32 protein-coding genes are annotated in these 24298 nt (G+C 63.5%); 13 read left to right on the top strand and 19 right to left on the bottom strand.

What is annotated here, in order from left to right; genetic code table 11:
* Positions 1–181: 181 nt before the first annotated feature.
* The gene (locus B015_RS0109810; protein WP_018427514.1) at positions 182–973 is read left to right on the top strand and encodes a DeoR/GlpR family DNA-binding transcription regulator; all 792 of its coding nucleotides are present in this window, start codon (positions 182–184) and stop codon (positions 971–973) included.
* A 54-nt stretch (positions 974–1027) separates the two neighbouring features.
* Here the strand turns inward: B015_RS0109810 and B015_RS0109805 are convergent, their stop codons facing one another.
* The 7 genes from B015_RS0109805 to B015_RS0109775 all read right to left on the bottom strand — a co-directional run bounded on the left by B015_RS0109805 (position 1028) and on the right by B015_RS0109775 (position 5146).
* A complete protein-coding gene (locus B015_RS0109805) occupies positions 1028–1426 on the bottom strand; it encodes a GFA family protein (RefSeq protein ID WP_040456124.1) in 399 nt (132 codons plus the stop codon).
* A 137-nt stretch (positions 1427–1563) separates the two neighbouring features.
* Positions 1564–1770: a hypothetical protein gene (locus tag B015_RS0109800; protein WP_018427512.1), complete on the bottom strand. Its 207-nt coding sequence runs from the start codon at positions 1768–1770 to the stop codon at positions 1564–1566.
* Between the two features lie 128 nt (positions 1771–1898).
* Positions 1899–2363: a YbaK/EbsC family protein gene (locus B015_RS0109795; protein ID WP_026227093.1), complete on the bottom strand. Its 465-nt coding sequence runs from the start codon at positions 2361–2363 to the stop codon at positions 1899–1901.
* 242 nt (positions 2364–2605) lie between these two features.
* The gene (locus B015_RS0109790) at positions 2606–3523 is read right to left on the bottom strand and encodes an alpha/beta hydrolase (protein WP_018427510.1); all 918 of its coding nucleotides are present in this window, start codon (positions 3521–3523) and stop codon (positions 2606–2608) included.
* 241 nt (positions 3524–3764) lie between these two features.
* Positions 3765–4250, bottom strand: coding sequence for an SRPBCC family protein (locus B015_RS0109785; RefSeq protein WP_018427509.1), 486 nt, complete (start codon positions 4248–4250; stop codon positions 3765–3767).
* 84 nt (positions 4251–4334) lie between these two features.
* On the bottom strand, positions 4335–4583 hold the full coding sequence (locus B015_RS0109780; RefSeq protein WP_018427508.1) for a ParB N-terminal domain-containing protein: 249 nt from the start codon (positions 4581–4583) through the stop codon (positions 4335–4337).
* Positions 4584–4639: 56 nt separating this feature from the next.
* On the bottom strand, positions 4640–5146 hold the full coding sequence (locus B015_RS0109775; RefSeq protein WP_018427507.1) for a hypothetical protein: 507 nt from the start codon (positions 5144–5146) through the stop codon (positions 4640–4642).
* 223 nt (positions 5147–5369) lie between these two features.
* Here B015_RS0109775 and B015_RS32510 point away from each other — a divergent pair, with 223 nt between their 5' ends.
* Both B015_RS32510 and B015_RS0109765 read left to right on the top strand, forming a co-directional pair.
* Positions 5370–5540 (top strand): DUF1127 domain-containing protein, encoded by a 171-nt coding sequence (locus B015_RS32510; RefSeq protein WP_018427506.1) that lies wholly within the window; start codon positions 5370–5372, stop codon positions 5538–5540.
* Between the two features lie 66 nt (positions 5541–5606).
* Positions 5607–6647, top strand: a complete 1041-nt coding sequence (locus B015_RS0109765) for a DUF1176 domain-containing protein (protein ID WP_026227092.1) — start codon at positions 5607–5609, stop codon at positions 6645–6647.
* A gap of 1 nt (position 6648) precedes the next feature.
* On the opposite strand, the gene B015_RS0109760 is transcribed toward B015_RS0109765, so the two are convergent.
* From B015_RS0109760 to B015_RS0109730, 7 genes are all read right to left on the bottom strand, one after another.
* Positions 6649–7569, bottom strand: coding sequence for an alpha/beta hydrolase (locus B015_RS0109760; RefSeq protein ID WP_018427504.1), 921 nt, complete (start codon positions 7567–7569; stop codon positions 6649–6651).
* A 182-nt stretch (positions 7570–7751) separates the two neighbouring features.
* On the bottom strand, positions 7752–9362 hold the full coding sequence (locus tag B015_RS0109755; RefSeq protein WP_018427503.1) for a molybdopterin-binding/glycosyltransferase family 2 protein: 1611 nt from the start codon (positions 9360–9362) through the stop codon (positions 7752–7754).
* Entirely contained in the window at positions 9359–10069 is a 711-nt protein-coding gene (locus B015_RS0109750) for an XdhC family protein (protein WP_018427502.1), read from the bottom strand. The genes B015_RS0109755 and B015_RS0109750 overlap by 4 nt, the downstream gene beginning before the upstream one ends.
* A 6-nt stretch (positions 10070–10075) precedes the next feature.
* Entirely contained in the window at positions 10076–10411 is a 336-nt protein-coding gene (locus B015_RS0109745) for an XdhC family protein (RefSeq protein ID WP_018427501.1), read from the bottom strand.
* Positions 10412–10431: 20 nt separating this feature from the next.
* The gene (locus B015_RS0109740; protein WP_018427500.1) at positions 10432–11679 is read right to left on the bottom strand and encodes a VWA domain-containing protein; all 1248 of its coding nucleotides are present in this window, start codon (positions 11677–11679) and stop codon (positions 10432–10434) included.
* Between the two features lie 8 nt (positions 11680–11687).
* Complete coding sequence (locus tag B015_RS0109735) at positions 11688–12617, bottom strand: MoxR family ATPase (RefSeq protein ID WP_018427499.1); 930 nt, start codon at positions 12615–12617, stop codon at positions 11688–11690.
* Between the two features lie 19 nt (positions 12618–12636).
* A complete protein-coding gene (locus B015_RS0109730) occupies positions 12637–13131 on the bottom strand; it encodes a flavin reductase family protein (RefSeq protein WP_018427498.1) in 495 nt (164 codons plus the stop codon).
* Positions 13132–13309: 178 nt separating this feature from the next.
* Here B015_RS0109730 and B015_RS0109725 point away from each other — a divergent pair, with 178 nt between their 5' ends.
* The 5 genes from B015_RS0109725 to purB all read left to right on the top strand — a co-directional run bounded on the left by B015_RS0109725 (position 13310) and on the right by purB (position 18186).
* A complete protein-coding gene (locus tag B015_RS0109725; protein WP_018427497.1) occupies positions 13310–14392 on the top strand; it encodes a branched-chain amino acid ABC transporter substrate-binding protein in 1083 nt (360 codons plus the stop codon).
* Between the two features lie 84 nt (positions 14393–14476).
* Entirely contained in the window at positions 14477–15487 is a 1011-nt protein-coding gene (locus B015_RS0109720) for a P1 family peptidase (RefSeq protein ID WP_026227090.1), read from the top strand.
* A 72-nt stretch (positions 15488–15559) separates the two neighbouring features.
* On the top strand, positions 15560–16285 hold the full coding sequence (locus tag B015_RS0109715) for a DUF2259 domain-containing protein (protein WP_018427495.1): 726 nt from the start codon (positions 15560–15562) through the stop codon (positions 16283–16285).
* Between the two features lie 5 nt (positions 16286–16290).
* Positions 16291–16824, top strand: a complete 534-nt coding sequence (locus B015_RS0109710; protein WP_245262143.1) for a hypothetical protein — start codon at positions 16291–16293, stop codon at positions 16822–16824.
* A gap of 60 nt (positions 16825–16884) precedes the next feature.
* A complete protein-coding gene (gene purB / locus B015_RS0109705; protein WP_026227089.1) occupies positions 16885–18186 on the top strand; it encodes an adenylosuccinate lyase in 1302 nt (433 codons plus the stop codon).
* Between the two features lie 95 nt (positions 18187–18281).
* Here the strand turns inward: purB and B015_RS0109700 are convergent, their stop codons facing one another.
* The 3 genes from B015_RS0109700 to B015_RS0109690 all read right to left on the bottom strand — a co-directional run bounded on the left by B015_RS0109700 (position 18282) and on the right by B015_RS0109690 (position 19985).
* Positions 18282–18572 carry a putative quinol monooxygenase gene (locus tag B015_RS0109700; protein ID WP_018427492.1) on the bottom strand — a complete coding sequence of 97 codons (291 nt, stop codon included), beginning with the start codon at positions 18570–18572 and terminating at the stop codon, positions 18282–18284.
* 101 nt (positions 18573–18673) lie between these two features.
* Positions 18674–19168: an N-acetyltransferase gene (locus B015_RS0109695; RefSeq protein ID WP_018427491.1), complete on the bottom strand. Its 495-nt coding sequence runs from the start codon at positions 19166–19168 to the stop codon at positions 18674–18676.
* Position 19169: 1 nt separating this feature from the next.
* Complete coding sequence (locus B015_RS0109690) at positions 19170–19985, bottom strand: VOC family protein (RefSeq protein ID WP_018427490.1); 816 nt, start codon at positions 19983–19985, stop codon at positions 19170–19172.
* A gap of 246 nt (positions 19986–20231) precedes the next feature.
* Between B015_RS0109690 and B015_RS0109685 the strand changes: the two genes are divergently transcribed.
* A complete protein-coding gene (locus B015_RS0109685; protein WP_026227088.1) occupies positions 20232–20786 on the top strand; it encodes an alpha/beta hydrolase in 555 nt (184 codons plus the stop codon).
* Here B015_RS0109685 and B015_RS30710 read toward each other — a convergent pair whose 3' ends face one another.
* Positions 20787–21557 (bottom strand): HpcH/HpaI aldolase/citrate lyase family protein, encoded by a 771-nt coding sequence (locus tag B015_RS30710; RefSeq protein ID WP_018427488.1) that lies wholly within the window; start codon positions 21555–21557, stop codon positions 20787–20789.
* 120 nt (positions 21558–21677) lie between these two features.
* The gene (locus tag B015_RS0109660) at positions 21678–21998 is read right to left on the bottom strand and encodes a DUF1476 domain-containing protein (RefSeq protein ID WP_018427487.1); all 321 of its coding nucleotides are present in this window, start codon (positions 21996–21998) and stop codon (positions 21678–21680) included.
* 284 nt (positions 21999–22282) lie between these two features.
* On the opposite strand from B015_RS0109660, the gene purC reads away from it, so the two are divergent.
* The 4 genes from purC to purQ all read left to right on the top strand — a co-directional run bounded on the left by purC (position 22283) and on the right by purQ (position 24290).
* Complete coding sequence (gene purC / locus B015_RS0109655) at positions 22283–23050, top strand: phosphoribosylaminoimidazolesuccinocarboxamide synthase (protein ID WP_018427486.1); 768 nt, start codon at positions 22283–22285, stop codon at positions 23048–23050.
* Between the two features lie 73 nt (positions 23051–23123).
* Positions 23124–23366 carry a phosphoribosylformylglycinamidine synthase subunit PurS gene (gene purS / locus B015_RS0109650; RefSeq protein WP_026227085.1) on the top strand — a complete coding sequence of 81 codons (243 nt, stop codon included), beginning with the start codon at positions 23124–23126 and terminating at the stop codon, positions 23364–23366.
* 19 nt (positions 23367–23385) lie between these two features.
* Complete coding sequence (locus B015_RS0109645) at positions 23386–23619, top strand: hypothetical protein (RefSeq protein WP_026227084.1); 234 nt, start codon at positions 23386–23388, stop codon at positions 23617–23619.
* Positions 23616–24290 (top strand): phosphoribosylformylglycinamidine synthase subunit PurQ, encoded by a 675-nt coding sequence (purQ, locus tag B015_RS0109640; protein ID WP_018427483.1) that lies wholly within the window; start codon positions 23616–23618, stop codon positions 24288–24290. Before B015_RS0109645 ends, purQ begins: the two co-directional genes overlap by 4 nt.
* Positions 24291–24298: the final 8 nt, after the last annotated feature.

Genomic DNA, 24298 nt, shown 5'->3' with positions numbered 1-24298 from the left:
TTGCGGTCACCAAAAATGTACGAAAACAGACATTAATGAGCTTCGATGTCAGTTTTGCAACATCAATGGTGACAACCGCCCACTCTTCGCCCGTTTGTTGCCATCCACCGGGGATTGCCCCGAGGCAGGGTGAAACGGCCGGTTGAATTTGCTAGCAAGGATTGAGGGAAACGCAGCCGGCATGACATCGATCGACAGGCTCGACATGACAAACGACAACAAGAAGTCGAGCCGGCAAGCGCATCTGCTCAGCTATCTCGAGCACAACCACTATGTATCGATCGAGGAAATCACCACGCTCTATGGCGTGACCACGCAGACAGCCCGGCGCGACATCATGGCGTTGGAGGAACAGGGCAAGGTGCGCCGCCTGCACGGCGGGGCCACCATCTCGACGCCAGTCGAGCCGTCGGTGCTGCGCCAGCGCCGCGTCGACAATGCCGCACAGAAGGAAAAGATCGGCCGCCTCGCCGCAGACCTGATCCCCGACGGGGCTGCCGTGTTCATCGACACCGGCACCACCTGCGAGGCCGTAGCCCGCGCGCTCGTCCGCCATCGCGACCTGCGCGTCGTCACCTACAGCCTGCGCGTCGCCACCACGCTCAGCGAAAGCACCGATTTCGCCATCGCCGTGCCCGGCGGCTTCGTCCGCCAGGTCGATGGCGGCGTCTTCCGCGAGGAGACGGCCGACTACATCAGGCGCTTCAAATTCGACATCGCCGTCATCTCGGTCAGCGGCGTCGACAATGAGGGCGACATCGGCGACGACGATCACGCCGAGGTAGCCGCCGTCTCCGCCGCCATGCGCCAGTCGGGCCGGGTCATCCTCGCCGTAGACAGTTCCAAATTCGGCCGCCGCGCGCTCGTCCGCCTCGCCTCACTCAGCGACATCCACACAATCGTCACCGACGAGCTGCCAGGCGAACCCTTGCTCCAGCGCCTGCGCGACAGCGGCATCGACATCGTCGCCTGAGGCAGGCCAGTCTGCTCGAACGCCCGCGCTTCGAGGCGTTTCTGGCCTGATCGCTCAGGCCGGCGCGGCTTCCTCGAATTGCGGCAAGCCGTCGTCCAGCTTCAGCCAGGGCTGCTTCGACGATACCCAGATATGCATGGTCGGGTGGAATTGTTTGGGATCGTCGAGCGAACCGGAGGTGACGGCGAGAATACCGGCCGCGTCACGTCCGGACAGAACCGTGGTACCGCAGTCGGCGCAGAAGCCGCGCTTCACCGCCGGCGACGAAAACGCGATCTTCACCGGCCCGGTCATCGACACCTGTTCGGCGCGGAACATCAGCCGCGCGTTGAAGGCGGCACCCACCGCCTTCTGGCAGCTGCGGCAATGGCAGATGCGCTCGTTGACGGGTACGCCCTCGGCGACGTAACGCACCGCGCCGCACATGCATCCGCCTTCGTATCGCTGAGCCATCGCACTACCCTTGCTGAACCGCGCACATCTGCGCGCGGTTCAGGGAATAGGGGCAGCGACATCGCCTGTCGAGCCGAAACGTCATGCAGCTGGCGAAACCAGTCGTCGCCTTGTTGTCGGGAAATGGGCAGAAGCCCCTAGATGTGGGACGTCCAGCCGTTGCAGCACGGCCCACCGGGCCGTGACGGCAGCCGCCGGCGGCTTTCCCACTGGACGCCGCGGGCTACCGCCTGCCGCGCCAAGGTGCGGATGTCGTCGGGACGATATCCGTCACGCTCCATCAGCTTCAGGATAATCGGTTCACGCAGCAAATCTTCCAGCGTCAGCTCAGGCTGTTCGGCCATGGTCGCCTCCGTTCGTGACCCTTGTTACCCAACCACTCTAATCACGAAGCGTGACAGACGAATGGCAATTGCGTGACATCATGCGGGCAATATGGCGGCCGCGGCCTTATGCGCGGCCGCCAGCTAGCTCACCAGCTGATGCGCGCCTGCGGCATGCCGTACATGAGGCGCGAAAACTCGTCGCCGCTGACATGCACCAGGGTGCGATGGTCGCCGCCCTCGAAATAGACGTCGCCACCGCGCCGCAACTGCTCGTCGATCACGCAAGCGACGCGATAGGGTACGCCGAGGATCGGCACCGCACCTTCGTCGCAATCGGGAAACAGCGTGCTTGCCTCCTCTTCGGTTGCAAGCCGCACCTTGTCGCCGATGATCTCGCGCATCCTGGCAAGATCGACATGGCGCGAGGCCGGCAGCACGGCCAGCACGAAGCCGTCCTCCCACTTCAGCACCACGCCCTTTGCCAGAGCGTTGCCCGGCACGTGGCTTGCTTCTGCCGTCATCATCGAGCAACCGGTGCGCGCATGCTTGGCAGCATCGTAGTGGATGTGATTGTCCTCGAGATATTCCTGCATCGTCAATGAGATAGCCATGACCACTTCCTTTCGCGGTAACATCGCATCGCGGCGGCCGGAATGTCGGAAACGGGCGCGAGGCGCCACGCGGCGAGGTTCGACCGCTTCATCGCCAGCTCAAAGTGATGGTCGGCTGGCCGCATCTTACTATTGCCCTCGGCGGGCCATCTTCAGCGTGCCGGAACGATACAGCCCAGACCTGTTTTCAGCAAGGATTTTGGCTGCGTCACCCCATCGAGAAGCAGCGCAGCCAAGGCACATCACTTGGAGGCCTTCACCTGCTCGTCCCAGCTCTTCGGCGTGGTCTCGCCGTCGAGGAAGGGCAGCACCGTGGTTGCCAGTTCCGGCGCCATGAAGATGTCGTAGTGGGTGCGGTTGGGAATGATCGCCAGCCTGTTCTGCGACATGTTCTCGCGCATCCAGCCGGCGTCCTTGAGGCCGCCGCCGAGCAGTTGGTAGAATTTCACGATATGCTCGGGGCGGTACATGTCGCCGTCGCCATAGACCAGCATGACCGGCATCTTCAGCGTCTTGACGTCGTCGGCCCAATCATAAGGCGTCCGCATGAACTCGCCCATCTGGTCCAACAGCTTCGGGAAATCCTCGACCTTCGGCGCCACGGCGGCATAGGTCTGGTACATCGGAGTCCGCTTCATCATGTCGGCCATCGCTGCGCCGACCTGGGCCTGCATCGGCAGCATCTCGGGGTAGAAGCCGTCCTGGGCATAGGCCGCCGAAACCAGCGCCAGCCGGCGTACCGTCTCGGGATGCTGGACCGCAAGGCGGAGAGCCACGCCTGAACCAAAGGAATAGCCGAGCGCATCGACTTTGCTGTAGCCCAGCTTCTTGAGCAGCGCGGCCATATCGTCGCCGCTGTCGATCATGCTCATCTTGCGCTCGGTCAGCGCGGTACGGCCATGACCGTAGAGATCGACCGCGATCACCTGCCTGCCCTTCGACAGCGCCGGCAGCACCGGCCCGAACATATCGATCGACCCCAGCCCGCCATGCAAGAGCAGCAGCGGCTCGCCCTCCCCGCGGATCTCGTAGTAATAATTGACGCCGTTGACCTCGGCATGGCCCGATTTCACGCCATCCGCCGGTTTGGTTTCGGCCATTGCAGTACCTCCCGTCACCAGCGCCGCAACCACGGCTACCATCATCATCAACTTGCGCATCTTATCGTCCCTTCCTCGTGGTCGGGCTCATCGGCCCTTCGTTGCTAGGACGAGCGAGCGATGCAACATCCGACAGGGGATAAGGATTTTTCGAGAGGCAGCATCCGGCCTAGGAACCCCACCGTGAAGGCTTTCGGGGAAAAAGCTTCGCCCACAGGGGGAGGAACGGCCGTGCCGATCCCCGAGTCAAAAAGGCCGGGTCGTGAACCCAGCCTTTCAAAATCAGCACGACAAGGTCCCCTCAGAGCGTCTTTGCCAGCGCTTCGAGCTGTTCGGTGCAGAGGCCCCAGCCGCCGTGGAAGCCCATCTTTTCGTGGGTATCGCGGTCTTCGACCGACCAGTGGCGGACGGTTGCGGTGTATTTGGTCTTGCCGCCGCCGATGTCCTCGAAGGTCAGGATGCCGACCATGAACGGCTTGCCGGAGGGCAGCCAGGCCTCGGTGAAGGCGTCGGTGAAGACCAGCTTCTCGTTCGGCACGACCTCGAGGTAGAGGCCGGGATTTGGGTATTCCTCGCCCTCGGGGCTGCGCATGACGACAAGGCTAGAGCCGCCGGCGCGCACGTCGAGCTTGGCGCTTGATGTCGTCCAGGGCAGCGGTGCGAACCATTTCGGCAGCAGCGTCGCATCGGTCCAACAGCGGAACACTTTCTCGCGCGGCGCGTCGATGATGCGGGCGAGAACCAGCTCGCGGTCGGTGGCAGGGGCAACGTCAACGACGGTGGTCATAGTTTCTCTCCTTCGGGAAATTCGGTTTCCGCCTTCAAGACGAGCGGCGTCCCGCGATCCCGACACAAGAGGTCAAAAAATCGCTCAGTGGCGGCGGGCATGGACCAGATAGGCGTCGATGGACATCTCGCCCAGCCATTTCACGGCCTCGAGCCGATGCAGGCCCTCGATCAGCACATAACGGTCACCGTCGACGCGCACCTGGATCGGCTGCTTCATGCCGTTCTCCAGAATGTCCTCGGCGAGATGGCGTACGGTCTCGGGATGCAGCGTCTTGCGCCGTGCGGTGGGCACGTAGATGGCATCAAGGGGGATTTTCTGCACTCTCAGCATGTCGGGCTCCGGCTCAAGCCCAGCCTTTCGCAGTTCGGGTCGACTGTCGAGGGGTATCAGTGCTCAGGCTTTGTCTTTGCCGCGCGGCGCTTGGCGTCGTCGATCATCATGTTGGCAAGCTGCATGCGCACCATGGCGCGCTGGCGCAGGTGCGGCGCCACGCGGTCAGGATGGTTGGCGAGGGCAAACCGGCGACGCATCCTGGCGAGATCGGCCGGCTTTGCTTCGGACAGATTGAGTTCGCGGGCGATCGCCTCCGGTTCGATCGATGGCTCGGGCTCAGCGGGCTCGGCCGACATCGCATCCTGCAAGGCATCGGCGACAGCCTCGGCCCGCATGGTATCGAAGAGCGCCACGAACTCGTCATCGAGATCGGCGCCAGCCTCGCGATACTCGGCTGCAACCGTATGCCCATCGACACGGATGCGGCCCGAATGCAGCTCTTCGGCCACGGCAAGATAGTCGAAAGGGATGGTCGGAGCAGGCTCAATGTCGTCCCGATCCGCAGCGACGATCAACTCGTCGAGCAGCGAGGCGAAATCGCGATTGGTTCCGGTGCCCATGCAAAGCCCCTCCGCACGAAACACATGCTACGGCAAAACTGGCCGGACCATAATCCCCGCCGGTTAAAAATCGCTTTGAGTGTCGCGCCGCATCTTATTGTTTTTCGGTCTGTTTGCGGCCCTGCCGGTGCTACACGCATGGCAGATATGCTTATGTTGCACTGCACAATCAACGAGGAATCACCTATATGTGCGAGTGGGAGGATCAACAGGAGCCTGAGAGATGGGTTTCTATACCGAGTTCTTCTCCCGCCCGCGCCCCAGAGAACAGGCGCGCTACCGTGCAGCGCTCGCGCTGCTCAATGCCATGAGCAACTCCGATCGCGCCGATATCGGCATCCGGCCGGCGGACTTTCCGCGCATTGCCCGCGAAATGGCGACACGCCAGGCATGATAGTCCTGCGCGTCACTGCGCTGCCGCAATCGATGATGCATCATTGCGGCAGGCAGGAGATTCGCGATGAGGACTTTTTCGACACCCGCGGCCGTAACCATGGTCCTGACGGGGCTCTGGTCGTTCCAGGCACTGGCGGCTGAAACACCTTACATCGACGATCGTTCCGACCCTGCAGCCGTGGTGCGCTCGCTTTATAATGCGGTGAGCCGCAAGGAATATGCCCGCGCCTGGGACTATTTCGGCGACGCCAAGCCGGCCAAGGATTTTGCCGAGTTCGCCAAGGGCTACGACAAGACCGACCGCGTCGACGTCGAAACAGGTGCTGTAAGCTCCGAGGGTGCGGCCGGCAGCATCTTCTACAACATTCCCGTCGCGATCCGTGCCATCGACGCCAGCGGCGCGGAAAAGGTCTTCGCCGGCTGCTACACGGCGCGCCAGGTCAACGCATCGATCCAGGAGCCGCCATTCAAGCCGATCCTGCTCGAGAAGGGCAACCTGAAGCCGGCCGAAGGCGACCTCGCAGCCGCCCTGCCCAAGCAATGCGGCGATGCCCCGCCCCCGGAGACGGACGCGCTGTTTGACCAGGCGACCAGACTTTTCGCCGCCGACTACAAAGGCCAGTGCGACGCCGGCCGCGAAGGCGAGGACGCCGCCAAAAGCTACGGCATCAGTTACCACAACAAGTCGGATGCCCCGGACGCCAAGCCGAACGAGGCGCGGCTGTTCCGCTTCTTCTGCTCGATGGGCGCCTACAACGAGACCCATGTCTACTATCTGTGGACCGAGCTCGACGGCCTGAACCAGCAGCACTTTGCCACCCCCGAACTCGACATCCGCTACGAGAACGACAACAGCGAAGGCAAGGTCGAGAGCCTCAGCGTCATTGGCTACCGCTCGGAAAGCCAGCTGGTGAACTCTGATTATGACGAGAAGACCCTGACGCTGACCTCGCATGCCAAATGGCGCGGGGTTGGCGATGCCTCGTCAGACGGTGTCTGGATTTTCCGCGACGGTGCCTTCGCGTTGATCAAATACGACGTCGATGCTTCCTATGACGGCGAGATCAACCCTGAGAGCGTGCTCGACTACAACACCGGGCCGTGAGCTATTTCGCCTGAAGCATCCAGTTGAGCGTATCGCGCCAGTCGGTCATGCGGATCGGCGTGCCATGCGTGCCTGTCTCAAAACGGACAAAACGCGCCGGATAGCTTTTGCTCTTGGCCAGGATCGAGCGGAAGAATGCCTCCTGCTTGTCGATGGGGAAGACCGGGTCCTTGCTGCCCTGGCCGAAAAACACTGGCACCTTGGCTGCGAAGGCCGGCGACTTCAGGAAACCGTCGTCCCAAAGCGAGCCGAGCAGCATCAGCCCGCTCAGCTTCTTCGCCACGCCGGCGTCGCCCGCCAGCCCCCAGCACAGCTGCCCCCCCATGGAACCGCAGGCGACGACGATCTTCGCGCCAGGGGATTGCGCCGCGTAGTGGTCGATCAGGGCTCCCACCTCGGCCACGCCCTTGTCGCCGAAATCGGAGAAGTCGGGTGAAAGATAGAGCCCGCCATTGGCCGCCATCAGGTTCTTGATGCGGTTGAAGTTGCCGCCAAAGGTGAAGTCGTCGACGCCCTGCTTGCGGCTGCCGCCCTGGCCATGGAGATAAAGCACGATGACCGAAGCGCCCTCGGTCTTGCCGACGGCAACATGCCTGATGTCGCCGGCATCAAGCTTCAGCACCAGATCCTGCTGGACCTTGCGGACGCCAGTCGAAACATATTTGCCCTGCACCCGCCGCTCCGGCACCTGGTCGCGCTCGTTGATGTCGCGCATCTCCTGGTAGTCGACGACGCGATAGGCATCGCCCTCCGACGAGAGAATTCCGGGATAGGCGAAGAGATCGTCCTTGTAGGGCGCGAGGCTCTGGGCGTGTGCCGAGGTTGCGAGCGACGCAAAGGCAACCGCAAGAACACCCCAGGCGAACCGGCGAAGGCTTGTGCTCGACGTTGCCCCCTTCTGGCCTGCCGGCCATCTCTTCAAGGGGGGAGATGGGCTGTCATCAGGGTCTGCGCCCTTCTGCAACAGAGGGTAAGTCACGCCGGCAAAGCTGCCGATCTCCCCCCTTGAGAGGGAGATGGCCGGCAGGCCAGAAGGGGGCGCGAAGGAATGCAAAGCTGAATCGAGTGACATGATCTAGGGTTGGCTAGCTCATAGTGCATTTGTCAATCCTGCAGCACCCCGCCCGCGCCTTCCAGCGCCTCGGGCGTATCGACGTCGACGGCGGCGCCGGCGCCGATTTCGATGTCGACGACATCGACGCCTTCGCTCTCGATCAGATGACGCGCGCCGGTGTCGCCTTCGAGATGAGCGACGGCGGCAAACAGTGACCTTGGCAGGATGACGGGATTGCCGCGCTTGCCATCGTGGGTGGCGCGGACGATAGCGCGGCCGCCCGCCCGCTCGAATGCCTCGATCAACCGGTCGAGATCGGCCGGCAGCACCTCGGGCATGTCGCCGAGCACGATCAGGGCACCGGCCGCGTCCTCGGGGAGTGCGGCGATGCCTGCCTTGAGCGAGCTGGCGAGGCCTGAGGCAAAATCGGCATTGTGAGCCACCGGCAGATCGAGCCCGACGAGCGCGTCGCGGATGCGACTGGCCTGGTGGCCGGTGACCACCACGGTGCCCTCGGCCTTGGAGGCCAATACGCGCTCGGCCGTGCGGCGCACCAGCGGCTTGTCCTGGAACAGCGCCATCAGCTTGTTGGGGCCGCCCATGCGGCTGGAGCGCCCGGCCGCCAGCAACACGGCATGGACCTTGGGTGCGACGGGCACGGCCGGCGCCTCGCGCGGCTGCGGTCGCGACGGAATTTCCATGAGCAAGCCCCCCACGCCCATGCCACCGATGTCGGCAGCAGTGACCTCAAGCCCGGCGAGCAGTCGATCGAGCACCCAGTCGAAACCGTTCTCCTTGGGACTGCGGGCGCAGCCGGGCGCGCCAAGCACGGCAGCATTGCCGATATGGCCGAGCACCAGCAGATTGCCCGGATCGACCGGCATGCCGGACCGGATGACGCTGCCACCCGCCGCCCGGATGGCGGCCGGAATGACATCATCGAAATCGGCCAGGGCCGACGCGCCGAATATCACCACCAGGTCGTTGTCACGGGCAAGCGCCTTGGCGACCTCTGCCACTGCAGCGGCCTCATGTGGCGTGCGGCGCTCGGCTGTCAGCCGGCTGCCGGAGCGGGCAAGACGCTGTTCGGTGACGCGCGCGGTCTTGTCGAGCACGCTTGATTTCACGCTCGGCAACGTCGTCTGGATTACGCCGACACGCCTGGCCGCAAATGGATTGACTGCGAAGATCTCCTTGCCGGCGCAGAGGTCGATCACCTCGGCGACGAGTTGGCCAGACACCGCGAAAGGAATGATCTTCACGGTCGCGACCATCTGGTCCCGCTCGACCCGGGCAAGCTGGGCAAGCGTGGCCACCGTTATCGCCGGGTCGACAGCGTTGATCGCATCGATCAGCTGGGCATCGACAGTGAAGACGCCTGGCGAAGTGGCGTGGAGGTTGACGCGGCCTGTGGCGGCCTGCTTCACCTCGATGTGCCGGTGGCGCATGGCTGCCGCAATGGCTTCGGCGGCAGCGTCCTCGCCAAGATCGCCATGCTCGAGCGCTGCGACAACGACCTCGGCAAGGCCCGCGGCCTGCAAGGCAGCGACATCGTCCGCGCCGAGAACTTGCCCCTTGCGATAGCGGCGCTCGCCCGACGTCGTGGCATGAGCCAGCACAGCGCCAATTGCATCCGCGACCGGAATGGGGCCGAACTTCACGCCGCCTCGCCTTTCGACTTGGCCGCAAGACCGCGCGAGCGGAAGGCCGCGATGACCTGCGCCAGCACCGCAACGGCGATCTCGGCCGGGTTGGCCGCACCGATGTCGAGCCCGATCGGCGCGTTGATGCGTTCGATCTGCTCAGGCCTCACGCCCATGGCCAGCAGGCGCTCGACGCGCCTGGCATGGGTCTTGCGGCTGCCCAGCGCGCCGACATAAAAGCACTCGGCGTCAAGTGCTGCCTTGAGCGGCCAGTCGTCGATCTTGGGGTCGTGGGTGATCGCTGCCAACGCCGCGTAGCGGTCGAGCGGGCAATGCTTCAGCACGTCCTCTGGCCATTCGGCCTTGTGAATGTCGTCGGGAAAGCGCTCGTCGCTGGCAAAAGCCGTGCGCGGGTCGATGATCTCAAGCGGGAAGCCGGCAATCCTGGCCATTGGCGCCAGTGCCTGGCTGATATGGACCGCGCCAATGATGACCAGCCGTGGCTGCGGCAGATGCACGTTGAGGAAGAAGCTGCGGCCCTCGGCCTCGACCATGCTCGACGCGCCTGAGCGGAACGCCTTGCCGATGGCTGCACCGAGATCGCCGACCACCGCGTCGCCCTCCTTGATGACGCGGCCGCGGCCGTCGCCAAGATCGGTGACGACGATTGCGGCGCGGCGGGCGCGGCGCTCGGCATTCAAGGTCTTCAGAACATACGGGTCCATTCGTTTTTACCCCAGCCGCTCGACATAGACCCGGATGCGACCGCCGCAGGAAAGTCCGACCTGCCAGGCGGTTTCGTCGGCAACACCGAAATCGAGCATTTTCGGCTTGCCGCTTTCGATGACGTCGAGCGCTTCGGAAATCACCGCACCTTCGACACAGCCGCCGGAGACGGAGCCGTGGAAAGTGCCATCGGCATCGATGACGAGATGACTGCCGACTGGACGCGGCGCCGAGCCCCATGTTTCAACGACGGTGGCAATGGCCACGTCCTTGCCGTCCTTCATCCAGCCTTCCGCGATGATCAGCGGATCGCGGGCTTCGTCCAGGAATTTGCTTGGCATCGTTTCCTCCCTCCCGATGCTCAGGCAGCGCGGCCCAAGCCGTCAAGCCAGCGTCTCGGGTCGCTGCTGCATGAAGCGGGTACGCCGAGCGAAGCGCAGAGATCGCCAAGCGCGTTGAGATTATGGACTGCGCGGAACTCATCAACATGCGGCAGCATGGCGCGAACGCCGCGTGCGCGCGCCTCGAAACCGTCGAAGCGCAGCAGCGGGTTGAGCCAGACCAGCCGCCGGCACGATTTATGGAGCCGCTCCATCTCTTCCGACAGGCCGGCGACATCGTCGCGCTCCAACCCGTCCGTGATCAGCAGCACCACGGCTCCCTGCCCCAGCACGCGCCGCGACCACAGCCGGTTGAACTCGCCAAGTGCGTCGCCGATGCGCGTCCCGCCCGACCAGTCTCGGACGGCGGCCGAGCAACCGGCAAGAGAGGCGTCGGGATCGCGATGGCGCATCTGGCGCGTCAGGTTGGTGAGCCGCGTGCCGAAGACGAATGTGTGCACCCGCTGGCGCTTTTCGGTCAGCGCATGCAGGAAATGCAGGAAGATGCGCGTGTACTGGCTCATCGATCCAGAGATGTCCGCCAGCACGACCAATGGCGGTTGGACCTCGCGGGCCGAGCGGAATTTCGGCAGGATCAGCTGGCCGCCGCTGCGGGCGGCAGCTCGCATCATGGCGCGGGGATCGATCTTGCCGCCATGCGGATCGGGCCTGAAGCGGCGCGTGCGCACCATGTCGAAAGGCAGACGGAGCGCTGCGATCTCGCGTCGGGCATCCGACAATTCGTCCGCGCTCATCTGGGCAAAGTCCTTGGCGCGCAGCACTTCGTTGCCCGACACGGTGAAGCGCGCGTCGACCTCGACCTCAGGGATCTCACGCGCCGGCTGGGCCTTCTGGTGACCTTCGAACATCGCCTGGCTGACGCGGTTTTCGGCGGCGCGCGGCTTCTGCTTCTCACGGTTGTCGAGCGCGACCGGCGAGAACATCGCCAGCATCTTCTCGATCAGCTCGCGCGATTTCCAGAACAGCCGGAACGCCTCGTCGAAGGTCGGGTGGTCCTCATGGCGAGTGACCAGCACGGCATGAAGCGTCCAGTAGAAGTCGTCGCGCGTACCGATGCCGGCGGCGAGCACCGCCTCGATGGCATCCTTGACCGAGGCCGGACCGACCCGCATGCCCGCCTTGCGCAGGGTGCGTGCGAAATAGACGATATTGTCGGCGATGCGTCCGTCGGACTTGGCGGCGAGGGTCTCGGTGCTGCGCAAGTCCATTTGGGCACCTACTCCGCTGCCGCCAGCTCCGCCTTCACCTCGTTGAGGATCCGGCGGCCCTCACCCTGCTCTATGCGGGCGATGTCGTCCTGGTACTTCAGGAGCACGCCAATGGTGTCTGACACGGTCTCGGGATCAAGTGCGACCTTGTCAAGTTCGGTCAACGCTCCGGCCCAGTCGATGGTCTCGGCCACGCCGGGCACCTTGAATAGTTCGATCTCGCGCAGCCGCTGGATGAACCGCACAACCTCGGCCGAAAGCCGCTGATTGGCCTGCGGCACCTTGCGGCGCACGATCTCCAGTTCGCGCTCGGCATTGGGATAGTCGACCCAATGGTACAGGCAACGGCGCTTGAGCGCGTCATGAATCTCGCGGGTGCGGTTGGTGGTGATGACGACGATCGGCGGCTCCTCCGCCTTGATCGTACCGAGTTCGGGCACCGTCACCTGATAGTCGGAGAGGATTTCGAGCAGGAAGGCCTCGAAGGCCTCGTCGGTGCGGTCGAGTTCGTCGATCAGGAAGACCGGGGCCGCCCCCTCCTTGCCTGTGAGGGCGTCGAGGACCGGACGGCGGATCAGGTATTTCTCGGAGAAGACGTTCTTCTCCATATCGTTGCGGTCGACCTTGCCGGTCGCCTCCTCCATGCGGATCTCGATCATCTGCGCCGCATAGTTCCACTCGTAGACGGCGGAGGAGACGTCGAGGCCCTCGTAACACTGCAGCCGGATCAGCCGGCGGCCAAGTGCGCTGGCCAGGACCTTGGCGATCTCGGTCTTGCCGACGCCGGCCTCGCCTTCGAGAAACAGCGGGCGGCGCATGCGCAGGGACAGGAACAGTACCGTCGCCAGCGCGCGGTCGGCGACATAGTCTGCGCCGGCGAGCATTTCGAGCGTCTCGTCGATCGAATTCGGAAACGGACGCGTCGCTGATGCGGTCATGGCACTTCCGGAAATCGGCCTAGAGCACGTGGTAGCTGCGGCCGTGATAGATCAACGGGCGAAGATTATCGCCGATACGCAGGCCTGTCACCTTGCCGAACATGATGCGATGGGTGGCCATCTCCTTGGCATCGACCAGTTCGCAATCGAACACAGCCACCGCATCGAGCAGCACTGGCGCGCCAGAGGCGAGCACCTGCCACTCGGCAAGTGCGAATCGTTCTTCCGGCGGCATGCCGGTGACGCCGGAAAACGCCACCGCCAGCGGTTCGTGCCTTGCACTCAGCGTGTTGAGCGCAAAGTTGCCGTTCTTGACGAAGGCGTCGTTCTTGGGGTTTTCGCGGTTGACGCAGACAAGCACCATAGGCGGGTTGTCCGAAACCGAGCAGGCGGCAATGACGGTCGCGCCGCGTTTGCCCGCCACTCCGTCCGTGGTGACCAGATGGACAGCGCCTGCGAAATGGCTCATCGCGTCGCGATAGGCCTGCGGCCCGACTTCAAACTTCTTCAGCACAAGACAACTTCCCGCAGTGAACCCTTACCGCAATATGCAGTGAACCCTAACCGCAATATATGGACGGATAGTTGAGCTGCCAAGCAACTAAGCCACAAGCACATTGCGCTTGTCCGGGCCAGGCAGTAGGTCAGGACATCGCCCGAAAGCGGGGCGCGAAGGGATTTCGTTGGGCTAAATGCGATCGAAAACGATCATCATTGCCGCGCTGGCCGCATCGTTTCCGGCGATGGCAGCGCAGGCCGAGCCGCTCAGGGTCGGCGTCGCGGCTCCGCTGTCGGGCCCGTCGGCCATGCTCGGAGAGCAGGTGAAGGCGGGCGCGGCCATGGCAGCCGCGAGCTCCGGCGCCGAACTGACATTTGCCGACGACCAGTGCTCGGCTGCGGGCGGCCGCAAGGCGGCGAAGAGCTTCGTCGACGCAAAGGTGCAAACGGCCATCGGCTTTCTCTGCACCGAGGCACTGGAAGCCGCCCTGCCCGCGCTCAAGGATGCGCAGATTCCAGTCATTGCGGTGGGCGTACGCACCGACAGCCTGACTGACGGCCGCGCCAAGACGGGCTGGCCGGTGTTGCGCTTGGCGCCGCGCGGCGACGCCGAGCACGATGCGGCAGGAACGCTCCTGACGCGACTGTGGGCCAACGAGCTGTTCGCCATCGTCGATGATGGCACGATCTATGGCCGAGAGCTGGCCGAAAGCTTCCGCGCAGCGGCCGAGCAGGCTGGGCTGAAACCAGTCTTTGTCGACACATTCCGTCCCCAGCTTGACAACCAGGTGGCACTGGTCGGGCGCCTGCGCAAGGCGGGCGCCACGCATGTGTTCGTCGGCGGCGACGGTGAGGACATCGCGGTGATGGCGCGCGATGCCGCCGCTGCTGGAGCAGACATTGTGTTTGCCGGCGGTGAGACGCTCCGTGTAGCCGACCGCACAGTGTCGCCGACAGCGGGCACGCTGATGGTCGCCCCGCCTGATTGGATCGACGTTGCGAGACCGCAGGTGTTGCAGGCCTTCGAGGCACAGAAAATCATTCCCGAAGGCTACACCCTGCCCGCCTATGCGGCGGTGGAGATATCAGATGCGGCTGCCAAGGCTTCGGCCGCGAGCGGCAAGCCGATTACCGAGGCCTTTGCCGGGCGAGACTTCGACACGGTCCTGGGCAAGCTGCGCTTCGACGCCAAGGGCGATCTCCAGGACAACGCGTTCCGCCTGTTTCGCTTCGACGGGACCAACTATGTGCCGCTGGAAGGGCAAACGCCGGGATAGCTCCGGCTGCCTCTCCATCTGCTTGTTATGACTGCCTTTGTGCGACGCCAAGCGATCGCCTGGCTGCGACAGAGAGACGAAATGATGTTGAAGGCCGGACCGCTGAACCTCATCACCGACGTCACCGGGCTGTCGGTCGGCAATGCCGCTGACGACAAGCTCAAGTCGGGCGTGACAGTGGTGGTGTGCGACAAGCCGGCGACGGCTGCAGTCCAAGTGCTGGGCGGCGCGCCAGGCACGCGAGAAACCGACCTGCTAGAAGCCCACAACACGGTCGAGGCAATCAACGCCATCGCTCTATCGGGTGGCTCGGCTTTCGGCCTTGATGCGGCTTCTGGCGTGCAGGCGGCGCTGCGCGAGAAGGGCGTCGGCTTTGCCATGCGCGACCAGGTGATCCCGATCGTGCCGGCGGCGATCCTGTTCGACATGCTGAATGGCGGCAACAAGGACTGGGGCCGTTATCCGCCCTATCGCGAGCTTGGCTATGAGGCGACGCAAATGGCGGCGCGCACCTTCGACCTTGGTACGGTCGGCGCCGGTACCGGCGCGCTGACTGCCGGGCTCAAGGGCGGGCTGGGTTCGGCCTCGACAGTGCTGCCCAACGGCGTGACCGTCGGCGCCCTGGTCGCAGTCAACGCCACAGGTTCGGTGACCGTCGGACGCAGCAGGCATTTCTGGGCTGCACCATTCGAGCTGGATGGCGAGTTCGGCGGGCTGGGCTACCCCTCGCCGATGCCTGCCGACGCGGCGCGTGTCGCCAAGAAATACGAGGAAGAAAACAACGCCGTCGCCAACACCACCATCGCCGTGATCGCCACCGACGCCGTGCTGACCAAGGCTGCGGCAAAGCGGCTGGCGATATCAGCCCATGATGGCTTCACCCGCGCCATCTGGCCCGTACATACGCCGTTCGACGGCGATCTCGTCTTCGGGCTGGCGACCGGCGCGAGCGGCATCGAGGTCGGAGCCGCCGATGTCATCGACTTCTACGCAGCAGCGACATCTACCATGGCGCGCGCGATCGCGCGCGGCGTGTTTGCCGCTACACCCTTGGCAGGCGACAGGATGCAGGTTTGGTCGGCCCATACGGGCTGACAAAATGTCTTCGGTGACAATATCTTAGCGCTTTCGCCTGAAAAACTGAGTCAACGGGAAAGAGAGGTCGCGATGAAACTCTTCAAGCTCTTTTGCCTTGCCGGCATGTCGCTGGTCGCCGCATCGGCCGCCCATGCGGGCGACGCCGCCGAGTTGAACGTGCTCGGCTTCAGCGCTGACGGCAAGGTCTTCGGCTTCGAGGAGTTCGGCGTCCAGGATGGTTCTGGCTTTGCCTACGCCAACCGTTTCTACATCGACACGACGACCGACAAGTTCCTGGCCGATACGCCCGTTCGCGTGATGCTGGAAGACGAGAGCAAGGGCGTGCAGGCAGCCCGCGACGAGGCGCGCCAGCGCGGCGAGAAGTCGGTCAAGGACAGCGAGCTTGGCGCCAACAGGGGCACGCTTGCGGGCTTCAATGCCGTCACAGAAATCAGCGCCGATCCGTACCGGATGGTGGTCAACCCGCGGCCGGTGTTCCCGCCCATCGACCCGCAGCTCGCGTTTCAACTGGAGGAGGTTTCCTTCGGCGAGCTGGAACGCTGCCCCGGCATCGGCCCGGTGAAAGGCTTCAAGCTTACGAAGATCGGCGCACAGCCCGGCGACAAGGCGGAGATACTGCAGGAAGACAAGGACGTGCCGCAGAGCCGCGGCTGCCCCACCGGCTACCGTATCGGCGGGGTGCAGACGTTCTTCGCGCCCGACGGCAAGATGTCCTATGCGGTGCTGGTGACCGTCATCCGCCACGGTTTCGAGGGTCCAGACCATCGCTGGCTCGCGGTCACCGGCAGGTCGTAGACCACTTGTCCGCCGAAGCGAGCCAGATATCAGCCGCCAACTCCATGCCGGCGCGCAACAGGCTGCAGGCCGCCCTGCCCGCCCCGCGCATGGCGATCGCCGGCATGCTGATTTGGGGCCTGGCGATGGCCGCCAGCGCCTTTACCTCGCTGTTTTCGATGAGTTGGGGGACGGCCGGGCATATCCGTTTCGTCGTCCTGCTCTATGCCGCCGGCGGCGCGCTGGCATTTCCTGTCGCGTGGACGCTGGCACGGCTTCTGTCGCAAAAAGCCCGCCGTGAAGGCGCCTTCGCTGCGGCTTTCGTTTGCTTAGGCGTTGCCACGATCGGCCTGACGGCCGCGCTCTATGCCCTGCAATACCGGCGCTATTACGCCGAATGGCATGCCGAGCCGTTCACCGTGACCTGGACGTATCAGTTCGTCTTCACCGGCCTCGTCGCCCTCTATCAGTTTGCCGTGCTCGGCATCCGGCTCTATTTTCCCTATGGATTTGTCGCCCTAATCGCCGCAGCGCTCTGGTTTGCCCGCCGTTCGCGTTGAGCATTGGGCCCACCTCTGTTAGGGGAGCGGCGACGAAACCTCAGCTGGAAGAGCCCCGCCATGATCCCTCGCTATTCGCGGCCCGAGATGGTCGCCATCTGGTCTCCCGAAACGCGCTTCCGCATCTGGTTCGAGATCGAGGCCCATGCCTGCGACGCGCTGGCCGAAATCGGCGTCATTCCCAAGGAAGCGGCAAAGACGATCTGGGAAAAGGGCGGCGCTGCCACCTTCGACGTCGAGCGCATCGACGAGATCGAACGCGTCACCAAACATGACGTCATCGCCTTCCTGACGCACCTCGCCGAATTCGTCGGCCCGGATTCGCGCTTTATCCACCAGGGCATGACCTCGTCGGACGTGCTCGACACCTGCCTTTCGGTGCAGTTGGTGCGCGCCACCGACATCCTGCTCGCCGATATCGATGCGCTGCTCGAAGCCCTCAAGCGCCGCGCTTTCGAGCACAAGGACACGGTCACCATCGGCCGCAGCCACGGCATCCATGCCGAGCCGACGACCTTCGGCGTCAAGCTGGCGCTGGCCTATGCCGAATTCTCGCGCTGCCGCGAGCGCCTGGTACACGCCCGCGAAGACATCGCCACCTGCGCCATTTCGGGCGCCGTCGGCACCTTCGCCAACATCGACCCGCGCGTCGAGGAGCATGTCGCAGCCAAGCTCGGCCTGAAGCCGGAGCCGGTGTCGACGCAGGTCATCCCGCGCGATCGCCACGCCATGTTCTTTGCGACGCTTGGCGTGATCGCCTCCTCGATCGAGCGCGTCGCCACTGAGATCCGCCACCTGCAGCGCACCGAAGTGCTCGAAGCGGAAGAGTATTTCTCGCCGGGCCAGAAGGGTTCGTCGGCGATGCCGCACAAGCGCAACCCGGTTCTCACCGAGAACCTGACCGGCCTCGCCCGCATGGTTCGCTCCTATGCGGCACCGGCGATGGAAAACGTGGCGCTGTGGCACGAGCGCGATATCTCGCACTCGTCGGTCGAGCGCATGATCGGCCCTGACGCCACAGTCACCCTCGACTTCGCGCTGGCGCGCCTGACCAACGTCATCGACAAGCTGGTCGCCTATCCCGACAACATGCTGAAAAACATGAACAAGTTCCGCGGGCTTGTTCACTCGCAGCGCGTGCTGCTGGCCCTTACTCAGGCCGGCGTTTCCCGCGAGGATGCCTACCGGCTGGTGCAGCGCAATGCCATGAAGGTCTGGGAAGAAGGCAAGGACTTCCTCGAGGAATTGCTCGCCGACAAGGAAGTGACTGCGGCATTGCCCGAAAGCGAAATCCGCGAGAAGTTCGACCTCGGCTACCACACCAAGCACGTCGACACGATCTTCAAGCGCGTATTCGGCTAAGCTGAAGCCGGAGGGGCCTTCACAGGCCTACGAAATGAAAAGCCCTCATGGCGCGCCGCCATGAGGGCTTTTGTCTTTTGGCGGCACACAGCTTGTCAGGATGTAAACGCATCCATCAGGATGAATGTCGGGTCTTGCCGCTGATGCCTGTTGATCTGCGGCACCAGCCGCGTGAAGTGCTCGCTTTGGCAATGGACATCCAACGCGGCTCTGTTGGGCCATTCCTCAATGAAAACAAAATGCCCCGGGTCTTTCTGATCCACGAAGAGATCGTAGGAAATGCAGAGCGGCTCAAGCTTGGTCTTTTCCACGAGTTCTGCATAAAGCGGCAGCAAGACCTCGATGAACTCAGGCTTGATAAAATCCTGAGCGATGACTTTCAGCATGGGCGGCCTTCCTCACATTCCCAACGGAGCCGCCGGTTGGGCAGATCGGGATTGGCCACCCATAGCACAAGCCAGCGCCCAACCATGTCAGGATGGATCGCCTACAAGCCGAAGCCGGGAGCGAAGGTCAGCACTCCTCGCGGTGTCGAACCGTCCAGCGCCAACCACTGGACATATTTCGAATCGATGTCCCCACATGTCAGCCTGCCGTCGCTGATGAAGCCGACGCGACCGTAGATCTCGGGGTTGCCGACGAGCGCGCAGCCATGCGCGCCGCGCTTGCCAAGGACTGCCAATCCGGCCGAGATCAGCGCCTTGCCTATGCCCTGGCGTTGCATTTCGGCCTTCACCGAGATCGGGCCGAGCCCGAACCAGCCGTCATGCCGGCCATCGACAGAGACAGGCGAGAACGCCACATGGCCGACAATCTCGCCGTCGTGCTCCGCCACCAACGAGACGGTCAGATCGCCATCGGCGCGCAGCCGTCTGATGATGTCCGATTCCGTGCCGGCGCTGTAGGGCATCGGCGCGAATGCGATCCGCGTGAGTTCGTGGATCGCATCGTGGTCGGAAGGTTGTTCGGGCCGGATCAGCATGTCAGCCCGGCTGGCCAGGCAAGGTGCGGATGACAGTGCCCCACGGATCTTCGCGGCTGTCGCTTTTTTCGGCCGAGGCCGACCGCATCTCGACCCAGGCAAGGCCGGTCAGCGCGGTGTCACGTTTTCCGGCACCCGGGCTCTGCCAGGAATTGGCGCCGATGTGGTGGTGATAGCCGCCCGAGGACAGGAACACGGCCTGGCCGCCATATTTGGCCACGGTGTCGAAGCCGAACTCCGTGTTCCACCATTCGGCAGCGACAGCGGGATCGCCGACGCGCAGATGGACATGGCCGACAATGCTGTTTTCGGGCGCGCCCTGCCAACCGGCATCGCCTGCGGGCACCTCTGAAATAATCGAACCGATGTCCAGTTGCTCGGTCGCCATGGCGACCTGGGAGCCGTTCCACTTCCAGCCATTATGCGGACGATCGGTGTAGATCTCGATGCCATTGCCTTCAGGGTCAGTGAGGTAAAGCGCCTCGCTGACCAAGTGGTCCGACGCGCCATCGACCGGAATGCGCTTGTCGATGGCATGCCTGATCCACCGGCCGAGGTCGGCGCGGCTGGGCAGCAGGAAGGCAGTGTGGAACAGGCCGGCGTTGCGGGGATCGTCAGGCTTGGCTGACTTGTCGGACTCGATGTCGAGCAGCGCGCGGCTGCCGGCGCCAAGCGTGATGGTCTCGCCGTCGCGCTTGAATTCCTGCAGGCCGACGACGTCGCGATAGAAACTTGCCAGTGCATCGGCGTCGCGGGCCTTCAGGCCGACGCGCGAAACGCTGACAGGGGTGGTGGCGGCAAAGGGAATGTTGCTCATCTTTGGCTCCGTGTGGCCAGTCCGCACTCCAGCTCCCAAAGCCAGGAGTGCCGCACTGCCAACCAGTTTGCGTCGTGTCAGTTCCAAAATCCACTCTCCGGCCAACACGGCTGATGTTTTCGTCCCCTCCTAGATCGGCTGAAGCGATCGTTCACACAAGTAAGCAAAGACCGAACACGTCGTTCAGCATTTGGACATCATCGACGGGGAGTTGCACCAATGCGAGTGGATCGCTACATCCGCAACATGAAGGTCAAAGACGCCGATATCATCATCGTTCCCGGATACACCAATTCGGATGAAACCCACTGGCAAAGCCGCTGGGAGGAAAAGCTGTCGACTGCGCGACGCGTCGAGCAGGACGAATGGTCGAAGCCGGTGCGCGAGGACTGGACCGCCAAGGTGGTCGATGCGGTCAACGCCGCGGAACGGCCGGTGGTGCTGATCGCGCATTCGCTCGGCATCCCGACGGTGATCCACGCCATTCCCGGCTTCAAGAAATACGTCGCGGGCGCGTTCTTCGTGGCGCCGCCGGATGTGTCCAATCCGGCAATCCGGCCGAAGCACCTGATGACCTTCGGCCCCTATCCGCGCGATCCGCTGCCGTTTCCTTCTGTGGTGGTGGCCAGCAGCAACGATCCCTATTGCAAGCTCGACGTCGCCGAAGACATCGCCGCCGCATGGGGTTCGCTGTTCATCGAGGCAGGTGAAGCCGGCCACATCAACTCCGATTCCGGCCACGGGCCGTGGCCGGAAGGATCGATGGTGTTTGCGCAGTTTCTGTCGCGCCTGGAAGGCTGATCAGCCGATAGACTTCTTGAGATCGGCCACGAGGCTTGCCGCGCCCGCTGCGATCAGCTGGTGCTCGGACCCCGTGGCCAGCAGCTGGAAGCCCATCTTGACGAAACGGCCGGCGATTGCCGGATCCGTGACATAGATGCCGGCATGCTTGCCTGCGGCGCGTGTGCGCCTGGCGATGTCGGCAACCGTTTCCATCATTGCTTCCAATGTCGCATTGACCGTCTCGCCCCTGGTCCAGGCGATCGAGAAATCGCCGGGGCCGACGAAGATGCCGTCGATGCCAGGGGTGGCCAGAATACCGTCGAGCGCGGCAACGGCCTGATGCGTCTCGACCATGGCGAAGGACACGGTGCGGGCGTTGCTCTCATGCAGCCACTTGACCGGATCCTTGCTACCGTGGCGCGGGGCGGCGAAGGTCGGTCCCCAGGAGCGTTCGCCGAGCGGGGGGTATTTCATCGCAGCTGCGAAGCGCTCCGCGTCCTCGACGGAATTGACCATTGGCGCGATGACCGCCTCGGCACCGAAGTCGAGCGCGCGGCTGGCCATGTCGAAGCGGCCCACCGGCACGCGTACAAGGGCATGCCTGCCGGAATTGAGGACGGGCGCCAGCGAGCGCAGCACGCTGTCCTCGTTGTGGCCGCCATGCTGCATGTCGAGGGTGACGGCATCAAACCCCTGGCGCGCCATGATCTCCACCGTCAGCGCGTCTGGCACGCCCGACCACGCGGTGAGGATTGGTTGGCCGGCGTTCAGTTTCTCGACGAGCGACATTTCGGATCTCCTTGAAGCGGGCGCCATTTCAGCCGGAAGCATCCTTCAGCGCAAACAAAAACCGCCCGGAAGCCGGGCGGTTCGTTGGTCCAGTGGAACTTGATCCCGGCAGAGCCGAAATCAGCTGTTCTTGATCTGCTCGATCGCCTGCGCCATCAACTCGTCCATGGTGCGGCGGATCTGATGGTCGGACTGGTCGACGCCGGCGGCGTCGAAGTCGGCGCGGATCTTGCGGAAGACGTCATGGTCGCCGGCTTCCTGGATATCGGAAACGACGACTTCCTTGGCGTAGGCCTCGGCATCGGCGCCAGACTTGCCGAGCTTCTCGGCGGCCCAGAGGCCGAGCGTCTTGTTGCGGCGCGCATTGGCCTTGAAACGCAGCTCCTCGTCGAAGACGAACTTGCGCTCGAAGCCTTCTTCGCGATCCTTCATGCTGCTCATGGCAATCCTCCGAGCTGGGAAATCGATTCGATTTCCTGTGTATGTACTGTTGCCACCCTCAAACCAAAACCCCGCCGCCCGGTCAATATCCCACTTTCGCCCGGCTTTGGTGTTGCGGTGCGGCATTTCGGTACCAAAAGGCGTTGATTGGCCGGAAATCATCATTGAGCAATTTGCTCGTTTGCGGTAGAGACCGCCCTTGAAACCCACAGCCGCCGCGGCTTTGCGGCGTGAGAAAGGGACCGGTTGTTGCCGACTGCCCTTCCAACCAGAGAAACAATCAAATGAAGTCACGCCGACGCATTTACGAAGGCAAGGCCAAGATCCTTTACGAAGGACCTGAGCCGGGCACTCTGATCCAGTTTTTCAAGGACGACGCCACCGCCTTCAACAAGAAGAAGCATGAAGTGGTCGACGGCAAGGGCGTGCTGAACAACCGCATCTCCGAGCACATCTTCAACCACCTCAACCGCATGGGCATTCCAACCCACTTCATCCGCCGGCTCAACATGCGCGAGCAGCTGATCAAGGAAGTCGAGATCATCCCGCTCGAGGTGGTGGTACGCAACGTCGCCGCCGGCTCGCTGGCCAAGCGCCTCGGCATCGAGGAAGGCACCGTGCTGCCGCGCTCGATCATCGAGTTCTACTACAAGGCAGACGCGCTCGACGATCCAATGGTCTCGGAAGAGCACATCACCGCTTTCGGCTGGGCGAGCCCGCAGGAAATCGACGACATCATGGCGCTCGCCATTCGCGTCAACGACTTCCTCTCCGGCCTGTTCATGGGCGTCGGCATCCAGCTCGTCGACTTCAAGATCGAATGCGGCCGGCTGTTCGAGGGCGACATGATGCGCATCGTGGTTGCCGACGAAATCTCGCCCGACAGCTGCCGGCTGTGGGACGTAGCCACCCAGGACAAGCTGGACAAGGACCGCTTCCGCCGCGACATGGGCGGGCTGGTCGAAGCCTACCAGGAAGTGGCGCGCCGTCTCGGCATCATGAACGAGAACGAGACGCCCCGTCCGACCGGACCGGTTCTCGTCAAGCACTGACCAAAATCCAAGAACGGGCGCGAGTAACTTCGCGCCCGACTGTTTTGCAATTCTACCTCGGAGTGAAATGCCCGTGATCAAGGCCCGCGTCACCGTCACCCTCAAGAACGGCGTGCTCGACCCGCAAGGCAAGGCGATCGAACATGCGCTCGACGGCCTCGGCTTCGGCGGCGTCGGCTCCGTGCGCCAGGGAAAGGTCTTTGACGTCGAGATCGACGGCAACGACCGCTCCAAGGCGGAAGCCGACCTCAACGCCATGTGCGAGAAGCTTCTGGCGAATACGGTGATCGAGAACTACAGTGTGACGCTTACCTGAGGTTGCACCGGAGGGCTGCGTGCCTGAAGTCACCAACGAGCCGATGTACGAGCTTTTTAAGCGCGTCCACGGCGATCTCTCGGAGACGAAGTTCGACCTCCAGGAGATCAAGAGACGCATGACAGGTGCGGAAGAGGCGCTGGCTGGCGTCAGCCGCATACTTGATCGCCACGACGAACGGCTCGAGCGCATCGAGCGTCGCCCGGAACTGCGTGAACTTGCCGAACCCCAGAGGCCTTACGAACCGAAATGAAATCAGCAGTCGTCCTCCTTCCCGGCCTGAACCGCGACCGCGACATGATTGCGGCGCTGACCAAGATTTCTGGCAAGGCGCCCGTCACGGTCTGGCAGACCGACACGGAAATCCCTGATGTCGACCTGATCGCCATTCCCGGCGGCTTCTCCTTCGGCGACTACCTGCGCTGCGGAGCGATTGCCGCCCGCATGCCGGTGTTGCGCGCTGTGGCCGAGAAGGCCGCCAAGGGCGTGCAGGTTGTCGGCGTCTGCAACGGCTTCCAGATCCTGGTCGAAGCGGGCCTCCTGCCCGGCGCCCTGATGCGCAACAACTCGCTCAAGTTCGTCTGCCGCGAAGTGAAGCTCGAGATCGCCAACGCCAACACCGCCTTCACCCGTAACTACGCAGCCGGCCAGGTCATCCGCTGCCCTGTCGCGCACCATGACGGCAACTACTTCGCCGATCCCGAAACGCTGAAGCGCATCGAGGGCGACGAGCGAGTGGTGTTCCGCTACGCCGAGGGCACCAATCCGAACGGCTCGATCAACGACATCGCCGGCATCATCAACGACAAGGGCAACGTGCTCGGCCTGATGCCGCATCCGGAAAACCTGATCGAGGCGGCGCATGGCGGCAATGACGGCCGGGCGCTGTTCGAAAGCGCGCTCGGACTGCCCAAGGCAGCCTGAGCGTCGTA

The sequence above is a fragment of the Hoeflea sp. 108 genome, from assembly GCF_000372965.1.
In the GTDB taxonomy this organism is placed as follows: Bacteria; Pseudomonadota; Alphaproteobacteria; order Rhizobiales; family Rhizobiaceae; genus Aminobacter.
This window is presented reverse-complemented; position numbering and strand designations above follow the sequence as displayed.

Bases quoted from the DNA above. Each gene is read 5' to 3' on its own strand.
- B015_RS0109810 (WP_018427514.1), top strand. From the start codon at position 182: ATGACATCGATCGACAGGCTCGACATGACAAACGACAACAAGAAGTCG.
- B015_RS0109805 (WP_040456124.1), bottom strand. From the start codon at position 1,426: ATGGCTCAGCGATACGAAGGCGGATGCATGTGCGGCGCGGTGCGTTAC.
- B015_RS0109800 (WP_018427512.1), bottom strand. From the start codon at position 1,770: ATGGCCGAACAGCCTGAGCTGACGCTGGAAGATTTGCTGCGTGAACCG.
- B015_RS0109795 (WP_026227093.1), bottom strand. From the start codon at position 2,363: ATGGCTATCTCATTGACGATGCAGGAATATCTCGAGGACAATCACATC.
- B015_RS0109790 (WP_018427510.1), bottom strand. From the start codon at position 3,523: ATGCGCAAGTTGATGATGATGGTAGCCGTGGTTGCGGCGCTGGTGACG.
- B015_RS0109785 (WP_018427509.1), bottom strand. From the start codon at position 4,250: ATGACCACCGTCGTTGACGTTGCCCCTGCCACCGACCGCGAGCTGGTT.
- B015_RS0109780 (WP_018427508.1), bottom strand. From the start codon at position 4,583: ATGCTGAGAGTGCAGAAAATCCCCCTTGATGCCATCTACGTGCCCACC.
- B015_RS0109775 (WP_018427507.1), bottom strand. From the start codon at position 5,146: ATGGGCACCGGAACCAATCGCGATTTCGCCTCGCTGCTCGACGAGTTG.
- B015_RS32510 (WP_018427506.1), top strand. From the start codon at position 5,370: ATGGGTTTCTATACCGAGTTCTTCTCCCGCCCGCGCCCCAGAGAACAG.
- B015_RS0109765 (WP_026227092.1), top strand. From the start codon at position 5,607: ATGAGGACTTTTTCGACACCCGCGGCCGTAACCATGGTCCTGACGGGG.
- B015_RS0109750 (WP_018427502.1), bottom strand. From the start codon at position 10,069: ATGGACCCGTATGTTCTGAAGACCTTGAATGCCGAGCGCCGCGCCCGC.
- B015_RS0109745 (WP_018427501.1), bottom strand. From the start codon at position 10,411: ATGCCAAGCAAATTCCTGGACGAAGCCCGCGATCCGCTGATCATCGCG.
- B015_RS0109740 (WP_018427500.1), bottom strand. From the start codon at position 11,679: ATGGACTTGCGCAGCACCGAGACCCTCGCCGCCAAGTCCGACGGACGC.
- B015_RS0109735 (WP_018427499.1), bottom strand. From the start codon at position 12,617: ATGACCGCATCAGCGACGCGTCCGTTTCCGAATTCGATCGACGAGACG.
- B015_RS0109725 (WP_018427497.1), top strand. From the start codon at position 13,310: ATGCGATCGAAAACGATCATCATTGCCGCGCTGGCCGCATCGTTTCCG.
- B015_RS0109720 (WP_026227090.1), top strand. From the start codon at position 14,477: ATGTTGAAGGCCGGACCGCTGAACCTCATCACCGACGTCACCGGGCTG.
- B015_RS0109715 (WP_018427495.1), top strand. From the start codon at position 15,560: ATGAAACTCTTCAAGCTCTTTTGCCTTGCCGGCATGTCGCTGGTCGCC.
- purB (WP_026227089.1), top strand. From the start codon at position 16,885: ATGATCCCTCGCTATTCGCGGCCCGAGATGGTCGCCATCTGGTCTCCC.
- B015_RS0109700 (WP_018427492.1), bottom strand. From the start codon at position 18,572: ATGCTGAAAGTCATCGCTCAGGATTTTATCAAGCCTGAGTTCATCGAG.
- B015_RS0109695 (WP_018427491.1), bottom strand. From the start codon at position 19,168: ATGCTGATCCGGCCCGAACAACCTTCCGACCACGATGCGATCCACGAA.
- B015_RS0109690 (WP_018427490.1), bottom strand. From the start codon at position 19,985: ATGAGCAACATTCCCTTTGCCGCCACCACCCCTGTCAGCGTTTCGCGC.
- B015_RS0109685 (WP_026227088.1), top strand. From the start codon at position 20,232: ATGAAGGTCAAAGACGCCGATATCATCATCGTTCCCGGATACACCAAT.
- B015_RS30710 (WP_018427488.1), bottom strand. From the start codon at position 21,557: ATGTCGCTCGTCGAGAAACTGAACGCCGGCCAACCAATCCTCACCGCG.
- B015_RS0109660 (WP_018427487.1), bottom strand. From the start codon at position 21,998: ATGAGCAGCATGAAGGATCGCGAAGAAGGCTTCGAGCGCAAGTTCGTC.
- purC (WP_018427486.1), top strand. From the start codon at position 22,283: ATGAAGTCACGCCGACGCATTTACGAAGGCAAGGCCAAGATCCTTTAC.
- purQ (WP_018427483.1), top strand. From the start codon at position 23,616: ATGAAATCAGCAGTCGTCCTCCTTCCCGGCCTGAACCGCGACCGCGAC.